13 protein-coding genes and 1 pseudogene are annotated in these 14290 nt (G+C 62.4%); 9 read left to right on the top strand and 5 right to left on the bottom strand.

Going from position 1 to position 14290, the window contains the following annotated elements:
- Positions 1–832, top strand: an 832-nt coding sequence (locus tag VIE67_RS11415) for an AAA family ATPase (RefSeq protein ID WP_332026295.1), incomplete at its 5' end; no start/stop codon positions are given.
- A 139-nt stretch (positions 833–971) separates the two neighbouring features.
- On the opposite strand, the gene infA is transcribed toward VIE67_RS11415, so the two are convergent.
- The 4 genes from infA to trxB form a co-directional block, all read right to left on the bottom strand.
- Positions 972–1190: a translation initiation factor IF-1 gene (gene infA / locus VIE67_RS11420; protein WP_332026296.1), complete on the bottom strand. Its 219-nt coding sequence runs from the start codon at positions 1188–1190 to the stop codon at positions 972–974.
- Between the two features lie 197 nt (positions 1191–1387).
- Positions 1388–2113, bottom strand: coding sequence for a leucyl/phenylalanyl-tRNA--protein transferase (gene aat, locus VIE67_RS11425; RefSeq protein ID WP_414707349.1), 726 nt, complete (start codon positions 2111–2113; stop codon positions 1388–1390).
- A complete protein-coding gene (locus tag VIE67_RS11430; protein ID WP_332026298.1) occupies positions 2113–3324 on the bottom strand; it encodes a GNAT family N-acetyltransferase in 1212 nt (403 codons plus the stop codon). Before VIE67_RS11430 ends, aat begins: the two co-directional genes overlap by 1 nt.
- A 178-nt stretch (positions 3325–3502) precedes the next feature.
- Positions 3503–4465, bottom strand: a complete 963-nt coding sequence (gene trxB, locus VIE67_RS11435; protein WP_332026300.1) for a thioredoxin-disulfide reductase — start codon at positions 4463–4465, stop codon at positions 3503–3505.
- Positions 4466–4592: 127 nt separating this feature from the next.
- On the opposite strand from trxB, the gene ald reads away from it, so the two are divergent.
- The 6 genes and pseudogenes from ald to lolA all read left to right on the top strand — a co-directional run bounded on the left by ald (position 4593) and on the right by lolA (position 9934).
- Positions 4593–5663: an alanine dehydrogenase gene (gene ald, locus VIE67_RS11440; protein ID WP_332026302.1), complete on the top strand. Its 1071-nt coding sequence runs from the start codon at positions 4593–4595 to the stop codon at positions 5661–5663.
- A 112-nt stretch (positions 5664–5775) separates the two neighbouring features.
- A complete protein-coding gene (locus VIE67_RS11445; RefSeq protein WP_414707350.1) occupies positions 5776–8046 on the top strand; it encodes a DNA translocase FtsK in 2271 nt (756 codons plus the stop codon).
- 192 nt (positions 8047–8238) lie between these two features.
- Positions 8239–8559 (top strand): annotated as a pseudogene (locus VIE67_RS11450) (DNA translocase FtsK); the annotation flags it as partial.
- A 107-nt stretch (positions 8560–8666) separates the two neighbouring features.
- Entirely contained in the window at positions 8667–8882 is a 216-nt protein-coding gene (locus VIE67_RS11455; protein ID WP_332026304.1) for a type II toxin-antitoxin system PrlF family antitoxin, read from the top strand.
- A complete protein-coding gene (locus VIE67_RS11460) occupies positions 8869–9219 on the top strand; it encodes a type II toxin-antitoxin system PemK/MazF family toxin (protein ID WP_332026306.1) in 351 nt (116 codons plus the stop codon). Before VIE67_RS11455 ends, VIE67_RS11460 begins: the two co-directional genes overlap by 14 nt.
- A 64-nt stretch (positions 9220–9283) precedes the next feature.
- The gene (lolA, locus tag VIE67_RS11465) at positions 9284–9934 is read left to right on the top strand and encodes an outer membrane lipoprotein periplasmic chaperone LolA (protein WP_332026308.1); all 651 of its coding nucleotides are present in this window, start codon (positions 9284–9286) and stop codon (positions 9932–9934) included.
- Here the strand turns inward: lolA and VIE67_RS11470 are convergent.
- Positions 9924–11627 carry a SulP family inorganic anion transporter gene (locus VIE67_RS11470; RefSeq protein ID WP_332026310.1) on the bottom strand — a complete coding sequence of 568 codons (1704 nt, stop codon included), beginning with the start codon at positions 11625–11627 and terminating at the stop codon, positions 9924–9926. The genes lolA and VIE67_RS11470 overlap by 11 nt on opposite strands.
- An 84-nt stretch (positions 11628–11711) precedes the next feature.
- On the opposite strand from VIE67_RS11470, the gene VIE67_RS11475 reads away from it, so the two are divergent.
- The gene (locus tag VIE67_RS11475) at positions 11712–13064 is read left to right on the top strand and encodes a replication-associated recombination protein A (RefSeq protein WP_332026364.1); all 1353 of its coding nucleotides are present in this window, start codon (positions 11712–11714) and stop codon (positions 13062–13064) included.
- On the top strand, positions 13061–14248 hold the full coding sequence (locus tag VIE67_RS11480; protein WP_332026312.1) for an MFS transporter: 1188 nt from the start codon (positions 13061–13063) through the stop codon (positions 14246–14248). Before VIE67_RS11475 ends, VIE67_RS11480 begins: the two co-directional genes overlap by 4 nt.
- Positions 14249–14290 lie beyond the last annotated feature (42 nt).

Below are 14290 nucleotides of genomic sequence, written 5' to 3' on the forward strand. Positions count from 1 at the left end.
CGGCCTTGGACAGCCCGACAAACCGATCGGTAACTTCCTGTTCGCTGGTCCGACCGGCGTCGGCAAGACCGAAGTCACGCGGCAACTCGCGATGCAGCTCGGCATCGAGCTCGTGCGCTTCGACATGTCCGAATACATGGAATCGCATTCGGTATCGCGCCTGCTCGGCGCGCCTCCGGGCTATGTCGGTTTCGACCAGGGCGGCCTGTTGACCGAGAAGATCGTCAAGACGCCGCACTGCGTGCTGCTGCTCGACGAGATCGAGAAGGCGCATCCGGACGTGTACAACATCCTGTTGCAGATCATGGATCACGGCAAACTCACCGATACCAACGGCCGCGAAGCGAATTTCCGCAACGTCATTCTGGTGATGACCACGAATGCAGGAGCGGCGCAGGCCGCGAGGCGATCCATCGGTTTCGTCGAACAGAGCCACGCAACCGACGCGATGGAAACCGTGCGCCGCGCGTTCTCGCCGGAATTCCGCAATCGTCTCGATGCGATCATCCAGTTCGCCTCGCTCGATTTTGAGCACATCCTGCGCGTGGTCGACAAGTTCCTGATCGAACTCGAACTGCAATTGACCGAGAAGCGCGTCGTGCTGCACGTCGATCCTGAGGCGCGCCGCTGGCTGGCCGAGAACGGTTTCGACAGGCAGATGGGCGCGCGGCCGATGGCGCGCGTGATCCAGGAAAACGTCAAACGCCCGCTCGCCGACGAACTGCTGTTTGGCAAGCTCGCCGACGAGGGTGGTCGCGTCTATCTGAGCGTCGTGGACGGCAAGCTCGATGTGCGCGTGGAAGCGGACGAGAAGTTGCCGGTGGTGGTTTGATCGCGGCTCAGATCGTGGACGGCCTAGGTTCGTAGGCTGGGTTGAGCGTCAGCGAAGCCCAGCGGTTCGCCAATCCCATGAAGTTTCTGCTGGGCTTCGCTAACGCTCAACCCAGCCTACAACTTACGCCATCGTGGCGTCACTTCATGCGGTAGGTGATGCGACCCTTGGTCAGATCGTACGGCGTCATTTCGACCTTGACCTTGTCGCCGGTCAGGATGCGGATGTAGTTCTTGCGCATGCGGCCGGAGATGTGCGCCGTGACGACATGGCCGTTTTCGAGTTGCACGCGGAACATGGTGTTGGGCAGGGTGTCGAGCACCGTGCCTTCCATTTCGATTTGATCGTCTTTTGCCATTCGCTTCTAGTTGAAAAGTGCGGCCAGGGATGGACGCTTCGTGACTTTCGCGTTCAGGGATGAACGCAACAAATCAAACCCAAGTGCAGCCAAGGACCGCCGCTTTTTGATCTTTGCGTTCAACGAGGAACGCACAAGTACCGATAAGGCGCGGGATTCTGCCACGTTCGCGCGGGTACGGGAAGCGAAATCGTGGATCAGACGAGGCCGCTGGCCTGCGTTATCGGCAGCCGATCGCGCCATGAGCCGACGATTCCCGCCTGTGCGACACGCGTCGCGACCGTCGCCACAAAACGATCGCGCGGGACCTCGAATGCGCCCATCGAGACCAGATGCGGCGATGCGACCTGCGCATCGAGCAACGGGAACCCCCATTCGCGCAACGCGCGACACAGCGCGACCAAGGCAACCTTGGAGCCGTTCGTGCGCGCGCTGAACATCGATTCGCCGAAGAACATGCGGCCGACCGCGACGCCGTAGATGCCGCCGACCAGGGCGGTGTCGTCGTAGACTTCGACGCAATGCGCATGTCCGAGTTTGTGCAGCGTCGTGTAGGCGTCGAGCATCGCCGGCGTGATCCAGGTGCCCGGCTGCTGCACACGCGGCGCCGCACAGGCGCGCATCACTTCGACAAATGCCGTGTCGGCACGGATCGTCCATGCGCAGGTGCGCAGCCAACGCTGCAACTTTGTGGAAACATGTACTTTGTCGGTCGCAAATACCATGCGCGGATCGGGCGACCACCACAGGATGGGCTCACCGGTCGAGTACCAGGGAAAGATGCCGTGACGATAGGCGTCGAGCAGGCGCTGCGGCGACAGGTCGCCACCGGCGGCAAGCAGGCCGTTGGGCTCGTCGAATGCGCTGTGCACTGGTGGAAATGCCTCGCGCAGTCCGGCATGCAGGATCGGAATCCGAATCACTATGAGCCCTCCCCTTCAAGGGGAGGGTTGGGTACCCCTGGGCCACAAGGCGACTGATGCGCATACGGCGAATGCGCCATCAGCTCTTCGCGATAATCGAGCAGGGCCTCGCCCTCGCGCGCGAGCGCCTCGCGCACCGCGGCGCGGAAACGCGGATCGGCAATATAGTGGAACGAGCGTGTCATCGTCGGCAGAAACCCGCGCGCGATCTTGTGCTCGCCCTGCGCGCCGGGCTCGAAGATTTTCAGGCCATGACGCAGGCAGTAGTCGATGCCCTGGTAGTAGCAGGCTTCGAAATGCAGGCTGGGAATGTTTTCGTCGCTGCCCCAATAACGGCCGTACAGCGTGTCAGACGAGCGTAACAGCAGCGCCATTGCAACGAGCGCATCACCGCGTTTGCACAGCACGACGATCACCTGGCGCGGCATCGTTGCGCCGAGGTGGCGGAAGAACGCTTCGGTCAGCGCGGGATGATTGCCGCGTTCGGCAAACGTGCGCAGATACAGTTGATGGATGCTGCGCCACTCGTCGACGCTCAGTTCGTCGCCGTGACGCAACTCGCAGACGATCCCGGCCTGCGCGACCTGCGCGCGCTCATGGCGGATATTCTTGCGTTTCTTGTGACTGAGCGCGGCGAGAAATTCGTCGAAGGTTCGCCAACCGCCGGCTTCGACCGGTGCGTTTGTCCAGTGGAATTGCCAGTCGAAGCGCGGGATCCAGCCCGCCTGTTCGAGCGCCTCGGCATCGGCGGCATCGACAAAATTGATATGCGCGGAGGAAAGGCCGGCGCGCTTGATCTCGGCAACGATTGCCGCGAGCAGCTGGCCGCGCAACCCCGCCGCATCGGCGCCGCATCCGGCCAGCAGACGTGCGCCATTGACCGGCGAGTAGGGTATGGCGCCGAGCAGCTTCGGATAGTAGTCGAGGCCGACGCGTTCGTAGGCGCTGGCCCAGGACCAGTCGAACACGTATTCGCCGTGTGAGTTGCGCTTCAGATACAGCGGCGCGGCGGCGGCCAATTCTGCATTTTTATACAGACCCAGGTGATGGGCGCGCCAGCCGTACTCGGCGCGCAGGCTACCCGTTTGTTCGAGCCCGGACAGAAAGGCGTGCGCGAGAAACGGATTGTCGTCCGCTAGCAACGCATTCCATTTGGCCGCATCGATTTCATCGAGGCGGGAGTGGAAGCGGGCTTGGAAATTGATTGTCATTCGGTAGGGTTGCCGAAGACTTACTCACGTGTCATTCCGGCGCAAGCCGGAATTGCTTTACAACAGCGAAGCTGGTCATCCAGTGTCTTCCATTCTTTCTCGCGTCCATGGGAAACAAAGTGCTGGATTCCGGCTTTCGCCGGAATGACGAGCAGGGCAGCAATAGCTGGGGGCACGCCTATCCAGCTAACCCTAATTTATCGAGATACTTCTCCGCATCCAGCGCCGCCATGCAGCCGAACCCGGCCGAGGTCACGGCCTGACGATAGACTTGGTCGGCCACATCGCCTGCGGCGAATACGCCTGGCGCGCTGGTCGCAGTGGCGCCGCCTTCGAGGCCGGCCTTGATCTTGATGTAGCCGTTGTTCATATGCAGCTGACCGTCGAACAGCGCGGTATTCGGCGTGTGCCCGATCGCGACGAACATACCGTGGATGGTCAGCTCACGCGTCGAATTGTCCTGCACGTTCTTCAGGCGCAGACCGGTCACGCCGCTGTCGTTGCCGAGCACCTCGTCGACAGAGTTGTGCCAGACAATGTCCACTTTTCCACTTTGCTGCTTCGCAAAGAGCTTGTCCTGCAGGATTTTCTCGGCCTTGAATTTGTCGCGCCGATGCACGACGGTAACTTTTTTGGCGATATTCGCCAGATACAGCGCTTCCTCGACCGCGGTGTTGCCGCCGCCGATCACCGCGACTTCCTGATCGCGGAAGAAGAACCCGTCGCAAGTCGCACAGGCCGACACGCCCTGACCCTTGAACTTGTCCTCGGACGGAATGCCGAGGTATTTCGCGGTAGCGCCGGTGGCAATGATGAGCGCGTCGCAGGTGTATTCGCCGCTGTCGCCAACGAGGCGGATCGGCTTGCTCGACAATTCGGCGGTGTGGATATGATCGAACACGATTTCGGTTTCGAAACGCGCCGCGTGCTGCAGCATGCGCTCCATCAGTGCCGGTCCCTGCAGACCCTCGACATCGCCCGGCCAGTTGTCCACGTCAGTCGTGGTCATCAGCTGGCCGCCTTGCTGCAGGCCGGTGATCAGTACGGGTTTCAGGTTCGCGCGCGCGGCATAGACCGCAGCGGTATAGCCGGCGGGACCGGAGCCGAGAATGATCAGGCGGCTATGCTTGGGAGTGCTCATGTATAATTCTCGCTACTGAAGCGGCCTTTGAGACGCGCGTAAAAGGGGAACCCGAAGCATGGGGCGCCTCGCGTGCGGATTCAAGTTCAAAGTTCAAGTCCGTCATCCCTTATCTTCGGAGAACCGTATGCGTATTGGCGTTCCGTCGGAAACCAAAACCCTGGAAGGGCGCGTCGCGCTCGTGCCCGCCGCTTGCGCGGATCTCGTGCACCGTGGCCACGAAGTCTATGTGCAGGAAGGCGCGGGCGAGAAGAGCGGTTTTTCCAATGAACAGTACACGCGTGTCGGCGTGACACTGATGCCGACCGCAAGAAAGCTCTACGAAGTCGGCGAACTGATCGTCAAGGTCAAGGAGCCGATCTCTGGCGACCTGCGATATCTGCGCAAGGATCATCTGCTGTTCTGCTATCTGCATCTCGCGCCCGATCCGAAGCTGACCCAGCGTCTGCTCGATATCGGCCTTACCGGCATCGCGTTCGAGTCGGTCGAGGAAGCCGACGGCTCGCTGCCGCTGCTCGCACCGATGTCGATCATCGCCGGACGCATTGCGGTGCAGATCGGCACGCATCTGCTGCATCAGCCGGCCGGCGGCAAGGGCAAGTTGCTTGGCGGTCTGCCGTCGACCGGACGCGGCAAGGTCGTCGTGTTCGGCGCGGGCGCAGCGGGGCGCAATTCGGCGGAGCTGGCTGCGGCCGGTGGCGCCAACGTCATCGTGTTCGAAAAGCGTCAGGATCGCCTGCGCGAGATGATGAACCTCGCGCCCAACGTTACCGCGCTGTACCCGTACGAGGAATATGTCGCGCGCGAAGTCGCCTCGGCCGACCTCGTCATCGGCGCCGTGCTGATTCCGAGCGCGAAGGCGCCGCACGTGGTCACGCGTGCGATGGTCAAGACGATGGAGAAGGGCAGCGTGCTCGTCGATATCTCGATCGACCAGGGCGGCTGCTTCGAGACCTCGCGGCCGACGACCTACAAGAATCCGACTTATCTGGTCGATGGCGTGACTCATTTCGCGGTGACCAATATGCCGGGCGCCGTACCGCAGACCGCGTCCGAAGCAATCTGTGCGGCGATCCTGCCGTACGTGCAGCGTTTGGCTGCGGACAAGCAGTGGCGCAAATTCGTGCCGCTCAAGAGTGGCATCAACGTCGAGAGCGGCGACATTATTCATCCGGCGCTGAAAGGCATGAAGCTTTGAGAAATATTTCTCAAAAACAAACTGTTAATGGACTAACTTAAGGTAGAATCACGCGGTGGCGCGCGAATCCAGAAGCACTCTCTCCAAATCGGGCACGGGGTCGGTCACGGTCATGCAGCGCGTCTTGCGCGAAGTTGCGATCATCGCGCTGCTGACCTTGGTCGTGTATCTGCTTGCCTGTCTGGCGAGCTATAGCCCGCAGGATCCAGCCTGGTCGCACGCAACCTCCGCGACCGGCAAGTTGCACAACATCGGCGGCAGGATCGGCGCGTATATCGCCGACCTGGTGTTCTACCTGTTCGGCTATCTCGCCTATGCATTTCCACTGCTGCTGCTCGGAGTCGGCTGGGCGTTGTTCCGCGATCGTGGCAACGATTCGGATTCCGCGCTGGAACCCGCGCTGCGTCTGATCGGTGGGGTTGCGTTCTTTATCGGCGGCAGCGGTCTGGCGTACCTGCATTTCGACGGATCCGACGCGCTGCCGGCCAAGGCAGGCGGCATTCTCGGCCAAGCAGTCGCCAATCCGCTGATGCGCGGCTTCAGTTTTCCGGGCGCGACGTTATTCCTGCTCGCGCTGTTCCTGATTGCCGTCACGCTGGCCACGGGGTTGTCGTGGTTCAAGCTCATGGATGCGATCGGCCGCGGCGTGTATTTCATGTTCGGCTGGCTCGGCACAAGCGCGAAGAAAGTGGAGGACGTGCGCGTCGCGCGCGCTGCGCGCTTCGAGCGCGAGGAAGTGCGCAAGGTCGACACGGTCAAACAATCGCGGCGCGAACCGCTCAAGATCGAACCCACCCTCGCGCCGATCGAGAAGAGCAAGCGCGCCGAGAGCGAGCAGCAGATACCGCTGTTTTCCGGCATCGCCTCATCGGATCTGCCGCCGCTGTCGCTGCTCGATGAGCCGCAGCAGCAGGTCAAGGGTTATTCGGAAGAAGCGCTGGATGCGTTGTCGCGCCAGGTCGAATTCAAGCTCAAGGATTTCCGCATCGACGCGCAGGTGGTCAGCGCGCATCCGGGCCCGATCATCACGCGCTTCGAATTGCAGCCCGCACCGGGCATCAAGGGCAGCCAGATTTCCAATCTCGACAAGGACATCGCGCGCGGACTGTCGGTGATCAGCGTGCGCGTGGTCGACGTGATTCCGGGCAAATCGGTGATCGGTCTGGAAATCCCCAACGCCAATCGCGAAGTCGTGTATCTGTCCGAAATCCTCAAATCGGAAAAATACGACAGCACCAAATCGCCGTTGGCGCTCGCGCTGGGCAAGGATATCGGCGGCCGTCCCGTGGTCGTCGATCTGGCCAAGATGCCGCATCTGCTGGTCGCCGGCACGACGGGCTCGGGCAAGTCCGTCGCGGTCAACGCGATGGTACTGAGCTTGCTGTACAAGGCCACGGCGCGCGAAGTGCGCATGCTGATGATCGACCCGAAGATGCTCGAGCTGTCGGTCTACGAAGGCATCCCGCATCTGTTGTGGCCGGTCATCACCGACATGAAAGATGCCGCCAATGGACTGCGGTGGTGCGTGGCCGAGATGGAGCGGCGCTACAAGCTGATGTCCATTGTCGGCGTGCGCAACCTCGCGGGTTTCAATCGCAAGGTCAAGGACGCGCAGGACGCGGGCCAGCCGATGTCGGATCCGTTGTTCCAGCCGAAGCCGGATTTCCCCAACGAGGTCGCGCCGCTGCTCGAACCGCTGCCGTACATCGTCATCATCATCGACGAATTCGCCGACATGATGATGATCGTCGGCAAGAAGGTCGAGGAACTCATCGCGCGTCTGGCGCAGAAGGCACGTGCGGCCGGCGTGCATCTGATTCTCGCCACGCAACGGCCGTCGGTGGACGTGATCACCGGCCTGATCAAGGCGAATATCCCGACGCGCATCGCGTTCCAGGTGTCGAGCAAGATCGACTCGCGCACAATCCTCGACCAGAGCGGCGCCGAGGCGCTGCTCGGCCACGGCGACATGCTCTACCTGCCGCCCGGCACGGCGACACCCGAGCGCGTGCACGGCGCCTTCGTCAGCGACGAGGAAGTGCACAAGGTGGTCAAGCATCTGCGCAGCCAGGGCAAGCCGGACTACATCGCCGGCGTGGTCGGCGAGGTGCAATCGCTCGGCGATGGCCGCGTGGTCGGCGAATCGGGCTTGCCGGAAGACAACGAGGACGCCGATGGCGACACCGACGAACTCTACGACAAGGCGGTCGCCATCGTCACCGAGTCGCGTCGTGCATCGATCTCCGGCGTGCAGCGGCGCCTGAAGATCGGCTATAACCGCGCCGCGCGCCTGATCGAAATGATGGAGGCCCAGGGCATCGTCAGCGCGCCGCAGCACAACGGCAACCGCGAAGTGTTGGCACCGCCACCGCCGGAGGTTTGAAAATCATGCGCGGTGATCCCGCACTTTATATCGTCATTATCGGGATCACGCTGGTTGCTATTTTCGTTGTGACTGTTTTAGGCCGTCCGAAATGCCCCAAATGCTTAAAACGGAGAGGGCGCTATTTGCATCAGACGCAATATGGACAGCCGGATCGGCGATACAAGACCAACCCTTTCATTTGCTCGCATTGCGATGTGTGCGGACAAGGAAGTCCACAAGGTCGTTAGTCATCTGCGCAGTCAGAGCATGCCTGATTACAAGCACGGATTCATTGCCGAAGTGCAGTCGCCTGGTGAAGGCGATGGCTATTCCGACGAACTTTACGACCAGGCCGTCACGATCGTCACCGCGTCGCGCCGCGCATCGATATCCGGCGTGCAGCGACGCCTCAAGATCGGCTACAGCCTTGCCGCGAGCCTGATCGAGATGATGGAGGTCCAAGGCATCGTCAGTCCGCCGCAGCATAACGGCAATCGCGAAGTGCTCGCGCCCCCGCCGCCGGAGCTGTAACGAGCGTAAATGTTTGTAGTTAGGTCCAAAGCAGCCGCGCCCACTTTCCAGATCGGGTTTGCCAAGTTCGACTTGCGTGCAGTAAGGAATTTCCTTACACTGCGCGCATGATTTCGAGCAAACTGACGAGCAAGGCGCAAACCACCGTGCCGCAGCCGGTGCGCAAGGCGCTTGGCGTGCGCGAGGGCGACGAGATCGTCTACGAGATCAAGGGCGATCGCGTCACCCTGGCCAAGAAAGAGACCGCGCCGATAGACGACCCGTTCCACACGTTCGGGGAATGGGCCAGCGAAGCCGATCGCCGCGCCTATGCCAAGCTTTGAGCCGGGCGATGTCGTCCGTGTGCCGTTTCCCTATACGGATCGTGCGACACGACAGCATCGGCCCGCTCTGGTCATTTCCGAGCCGCGCTTGCAGCAGGAACATGGACTCGTCTGGGTGTTGATGATCACCAGCGCGGAGAATCGCGGGTGGGGTGGCGATATCGGGATTCTGAATCTGCTAATGGCGGGCCTGCCCGCCGCATCGGTGATTCGTCCGACCAAGATGGCGACTATAGATGCGCGTGACGCGCAGCGCCTGGGTAAAATTTCGGGCCGCCTTCGCCAGCACGTACTTCGGCACGTGCTTCGCAATCTCGCATCGCCAGCTGCAAACTGATGCCGGCGGCGGTTCATGAAGCCGCGCGGATAATCCTCCAGCCATTCTCCACAACGAGTTTTGCATGCGTACGATTACATGCCTGATCCTGCTGGTCGTTTCCGTTGCCGCATCCGCTGCCGACAGCGCGCGTGCGCACCTCGACGCGTTTTCGAAAGACCTCAAGTCGATCTCGGCGAGTTTCGAGCAGCATGTGCTGGACATGAATGGCGGCGCAGGCAAGACCAGCCGCGGCACGCTGGCGTTGAAGGCGCCGCGTCAGTTCCGCTGGGAAACGACGGCGCCGTTCAAGCAGTTGATCATCGCCGATGGCGACAAGGTGTGGGTTTACGATCCCGATCTTGAGCAGGTCACGGTGCGTGCGCAGGGCACGGAAGAGAGCCACAGTCCGCTGACCGTGCTGACCGACTTGTCCCAGCTCGATCGCGATTTCACCGCCAGCGAACAGGGCGAACACGATGGCCTGGTCTGGCTGCGCCTGAAGTCGAGGGACAAGGAACCGCAATTCGAATATGCCGACCTTGGCTTCAATGCCTCGGGTCTTGCGCGCATGGCGTTCAAGGATACTTTGGGAAACAGTACGGAAATCGTCTTCGCCAACTGGCAGCGCAATTCGAAGCTCGCCGGTGACGCGTTCAAGTTCAGCGTGCCCAAAGGTGTCGACGTGATCGGCGATCCGACGCCGGCCGCCGAGGTGCATCCGCTCAAGCAGTAGATTCGATATCGTCGCGCGCGAACTGCAGCGCCTGGGCGAAATCGTCGGCGAAGCGCAACTGCTTGCCGTCCGGATGCAGCTCCATCTGCGCGAGTATGCGCCGCGGCTGTTCGCACAGACCCGACAAGATCACGCGCGTGCCGTTGCGCTGACAGCGCTTGATGAATTCGCGCAGCGCACTCACGCCGCTGCTGTCGATCAGCGGCACCAGGCGCAAGCGCAGGATGAAGACGCGCGGTGCGACCGGAAACTGGTTGAGCACATCGTCGAGACGATTGGCGACCGCGAAGAACAACGGCCCGGAAATCTGGAACGCCTCGACGCCGGCGGGCAGGCGCGCACGCTGGTCGGGATCGGGCATGTCGTTCGTGTCGACGCGATCCTCGTCGAGCAATGAAATATTCGATTGCATCGCGACCACTTCGCTCATGCGGTGCATGAACAGGAACGAGGCGAGCACCAGGCCGACTTCGATCGCAACGGTGAGGTCGAACATCACGGTCAGCGTGAAAACGAGCAGCAGCACCACGCGGTCGCCGACCGGCCCGCGCATCAGATGGCGGAAGCTTTCGATCTCGGCCATGTTCCAGGCGACGATCAGCAGCACCGCCGCGAGCGCGGCCAGCGGCACGTAGCGCATCAGCGGCGCCAGCACGAGCATGAACACGAGCAGAAACGCCGCGTGCAGCATGCCGGCGACGGGAGTGTGCCCGCCCGCGCGGATGTTCGTTGCGGTGCGTGCGATTGCGCCTGTGGCCGGCAGGCCGCCGAACAATGCCGAGCCGATGTTCGCGCAGCCCTGGGCGACGAGTTCGGCATTCGAGCGATGGCGTGCGCCGATCATGCCGTCGGCGACGACCGCGGACAGCAGGGATTCCACGCCGGCGAGAAACGCGATCGTGAACGAACTAGGAAACAGTTCGGTCGTGCGCTCGAATGGTATGTGCGGAATCGCGAACTGCGGCAGCGCCGCGGGAATGCCGCCGAAACGGCTGCCGATCGTCTCGACCGGCAACGCGAACAACATGCACAACGCTGTGGCGACCGCGACTGCGATCAGAAAGCCGGGCCACAGCGGCCGTCGACGGCGCAGCATCGCGATCACGACCACGCTGCCGACCGAGATTGCGAGCGCCGCGGGCGTGAGGTCGGGCAGGTGCACGAAATAAGCCTTGCAGCGCGCGAAGAATTCGGCCGGCACCGCGCCCATGCGCAGGCCGAGCAGGTCTTTCACCTGGCTCGCGAAAATGCTGACCGCGATGCCCGAAGTAAATCCGGTCACGACCGGTTTCGGGACGTACTTGAGCAGCGTACCGAGGCGCAGGATGCCTGCGGCGATCAGCATGAAGCCGGCCAGCAGCGTGCACAGGATCAGGCCGCCGTAGCCGAATTTGTCGATGACGTTGAACACGACCGGAATGAATGCCGCAGTCGGGCCGCCGATCTGTACGCGCGAGCCGCCGAGGAACGAAATCAGAAATCCGGCGACGATCGCCGTATGCAGGCCTTTTTCCGGCGTGCTGCCCGAGGCGATCGCCAGCGCCATCGCCAGTGGCAACGCGACGATCGCGACGGTCAATCCGGCCAACGCATCATGGCGCAGATCATCGAGGTGGTAGCCGCGGCGCAGAACCGTCCACAACTTCGGTTCGTACAAATTCCAGAGAGATGAGGTGGAAGCGGTGCTCGACATGGGGCGCAATTATAGCCGGCCCGCATGCTCGCGGCGGGCCGCAGTCTGGGCGGTCGCGCCAAACGCATCGCGTATGATGCGCGTATGTCGCGCCGCAAACCCTCCCCGTCGTCCGAACTTTTCAGCGAATCGCAGGCGCTGAAACCGCTGGCGGAGCGCATGCGTCCGCGCGTTCTGGACGAGATTGTCGGTCAGCAACGCCTGCTCGGACCCGACGCACCGCTGCGCCGTTCGATCGAAGCCGGGCACGTGCATTCGATGATCCTGTGGGGGCCGCCTGGCTGCGGCAAGACGACGCTGGCGTTGCTGCTGGCGAAATACGCCAACGCGCGCTTCCGCGCGATTTCCGCCGTGCTGTCGGGCCTGGCCGATGTGCGCGCGGCGCTGGCCGAAGCCGAAGTCAGCTTTGCCCAGGGCGAACGCAGCGTGCTGTTCGTCGACGAGGTGCATCGCTTCAACAAGGCGCAGCAGGATGCATTCCTGCCGCATATCGAAAAAGGCGTGATCCTGTTCGTCGGCGCGACGACGGAGAATCCTTCGTTCGAATTGAATTCCGCCTTGCTGTCGCGCTGCCGTGTGCACGTGATGGACGCGGTGTCGGTGGACGCGATCGTCGCCGCACTCAAGCGCGCGTTGGGCGACAGCGAGCGCGGCCTCGGCGAAAAGCACCTGTTGATCGGCGACGATGCGCTGGCTCTGATCGCGCAGGCTGCCGATGGTGATGTGCGGCGCGCGTTGACCCTGCTCGAAATCGCTGACGATGTGGCAAAGGATAATTGTATAGAAGAGGCGACGCTGACCCAGGTGCTGGCGGACCGCACGCGCCGCTTCGACAAGGGCGGCGAACAGTTCTACGATCAGATTTCCGCGCTGCATAAATCGGTGCGCTCGTCCGACGCCGACGCGGCGCTGTACTGGTGCACGCGCATGCTCGATGGCGGTGTCGATCCGGCCTATCTCGCGCGCCGGCTCACGCGCATGGCGATCGAGGATATCGGTCTGGCCGATCCGCGCGCGCTGCAAATCGCGCTCGAAGCCTGGGATACGTTCGAGCGGCTCGGCTCACCCGAAGGCGAACTGGCCTTGGCCGAAGTCGCGATTTATCTCGCGATAGCGGCCAAGAGCAATGCCGCCTATGCCGCGTTCGGCGAAGTACAAAGCGTGATCCGCGAAACCGGCACACTCGATGTGCCGCTGCATTTGCGCAATGCGCCGACCAAATTGATGAAGGGGCTCGGCTACGGCAAGGAATATCGCTACGACCATGATGTCGAAGGCGGCATCGCGTTCGATCAGCAATGCCTGCCCGACGCGCTCGCCGGGCGCGAGTTCTATCAGCCGACCGAGCGTGGACTCGAAGGCCGGATTCGCGAAAAGTTGCATTCGATCCGTGCAGCGCGCGCGCAGGCGCAGGCGAAGAAAGGCGAGGGCGGATGATCGCGGCGATCCGGCGCCTGCCGCGCACGGTGTGGCTGCTCGGGCTGATCAGTCTGGTCAACGACAGCGCGAGCGACATGATCTATCCGCTGGTGCCCTTGTATTTGACCAGCGTGCTGATGGCCGGTCCCAGGGCGCTGGGCCTGATCGAAGGCATCGCCGAGGCGGTATCAAGTCTGCTCAAGCTCGTCGCCGGCGTGATGGCCGATCGCACGCGCAAGGTGAAATACTGGGTCGTCGCCGGCTACGGCATCGCCGGGCTTGCGCGGCCGCTGATCGCGTTCGCGTCGAGCTGGTTCGGCGTGCTTGTCTGCCGCGTCGCCGATCGCGTCGGCAAGGGGCTGCGCACCGCGCCGCGTGACGCGCTGCTGGTGCACAGCGTTGCGCCCGATCAGCGCGGCCTTGCCTTTGGCTTCCATCGCGCGATGGACAATTTCGGCGCGGTAATCGGCCCGCTGATTGCGGCGGCCTTGCTCGCGCTCGGTATGCCGCTGCGCCACGTCCTGTTCGCGGCGATCGTGCCGGCACTGATCGTGCTCTGGCTGTCGTTCGCCATCGTCGAGCCTGAGATCAAACCCAGTGCGACGCCGCTTCGATTCAGTTGGAACCTGCGCGAATTTCCGCCGCAATTCCGGCGCTACCTGATTGTGCTCGGCCTGTTCATGCTCGGCAACTCGTCGAACATGTTTTTGTTGCTGCGTGCGAAAGACCTTGGCCTGAGCGACGCACAGGTGCCGATCTTGTGGGCGCTGGTTTCACTGGTCGCTGCGATATTCTCCACACCGCTGTCGGCGCTGTCGGACCGGCTCGACCGGCGCACGCTGATCGTCGGCGGCTGGGCGATTTACGCGGTCTTCTATCTGCTGTTCGGCCTGATGAGCGCGACACCGTGGCTGCTGTGGCCGATGTTCGCCGGCTATGGCTTGTTTCTTGCCGCAACCGAGGGTGCGGAAAAAGCGTTGGTTGCAGACATGGTACCGCGCACGCAATCCGGCACGGCGTTCGGCTGGTACAACCTCGTCGTCGGCATCCTGCTGCTGCCGGCCTCGGTGCTGTTCGGCTGGCTATGGGCGACCCTGTCGCCAATGGCGGCGTTCGTCTTCGGCTCGGGCTGCGCCTTGCTTGCCGCGTTTCTGTTGCGCTTCTGGGTCGGCGCGGTCGAGCAAGTCCAAAGCGGAGATTGAACCACGGAGGACACGAAGAACACGGAGAAAAGCAATATCCGT

It is taken from the genome of Rudaea sp. (genome assembly GCF_036560865.1).
Taxonomy (GTDB): Bacteria; Pseudomonadota; Gammaproteobacteria; order Xanthomonadales; family Rhodanobacteraceae; genus Rudaea.

Bases quoted from the DNA above. Each gene is read 5' to 3' on its own strand.
- ald (WP_332026302.1), top strand. From the start codon at position 4,593: ATGCGTATTGGCGTTCCGTCGGAAACCAAAACCCTGGAAGGGCGCGTC.
- VIE67_RS11475 (WP_332026364.1), top strand. From the start codon at position 11,712: ATGTCGCGCCGCAAACCCTCCCCGTCGTCCGAACTTTTCAGCGAATCG.
- lolA (WP_332026308.1), top strand. From the start codon at position 9,284: ATGCGTACGATTACATGCCTGATCCTGCTGGTCGTTTCCGTTGCCGCA.
- VIE67_RS11470 (WP_332026310.1), bottom strand. From the start codon at position 11,627: ATGTCGAGCACCGCTTCCACCTCATCTCTCTGGAATTTGTACGAACCG.
- VIE67_RS11480 (WP_332026312.1), top strand. From the start codon at position 13,061: ATGATCGCGGCGATCCGGCGCCTGCCGCGCACGGTGTGGCTGCTCGGG.
- infA (WP_332026296.1), bottom strand. From the start codon at position 1,190: ATGGCAAAAGACGATCAAATCGAAATGGAAGGCACGGTGCTCGACACC.
- trxB (WP_332026300.1), bottom strand. From the start codon at position 4,465: ATGAGCACTCCCAAGCATAGCCGCCTGATCATTCTCGGCTCCGGTCCC.
- VIE67_RS11430 (WP_332026298.1), bottom strand. From the start codon at position 3,324: ATGACAATCAATTTCCAAGCCCGCTTCCACTCCCGCCTCGATGAAATC.
- VIE67_RS11445 (WP_414707350.1), top strand. From the start codon at position 5,776: ATGCAGCGCGTCTTGCGCGAAGTTGCGATCATCGCGCTGCTGACCTTG.
- VIE67_RS11455 (WP_332026304.1), top strand. From the start codon at position 8,667: ATGATTTCGAGCAAACTGACGAGCAAGGCGCAAACCACCGTGCCGCAG.
- VIE67_RS11460 (WP_332026306.1), top strand. From the start codon at position 8,869: ATGCCAAGCTTTGAGCCGGGCGATGTCGTCCGTGTGCCGTTTCCCTAT.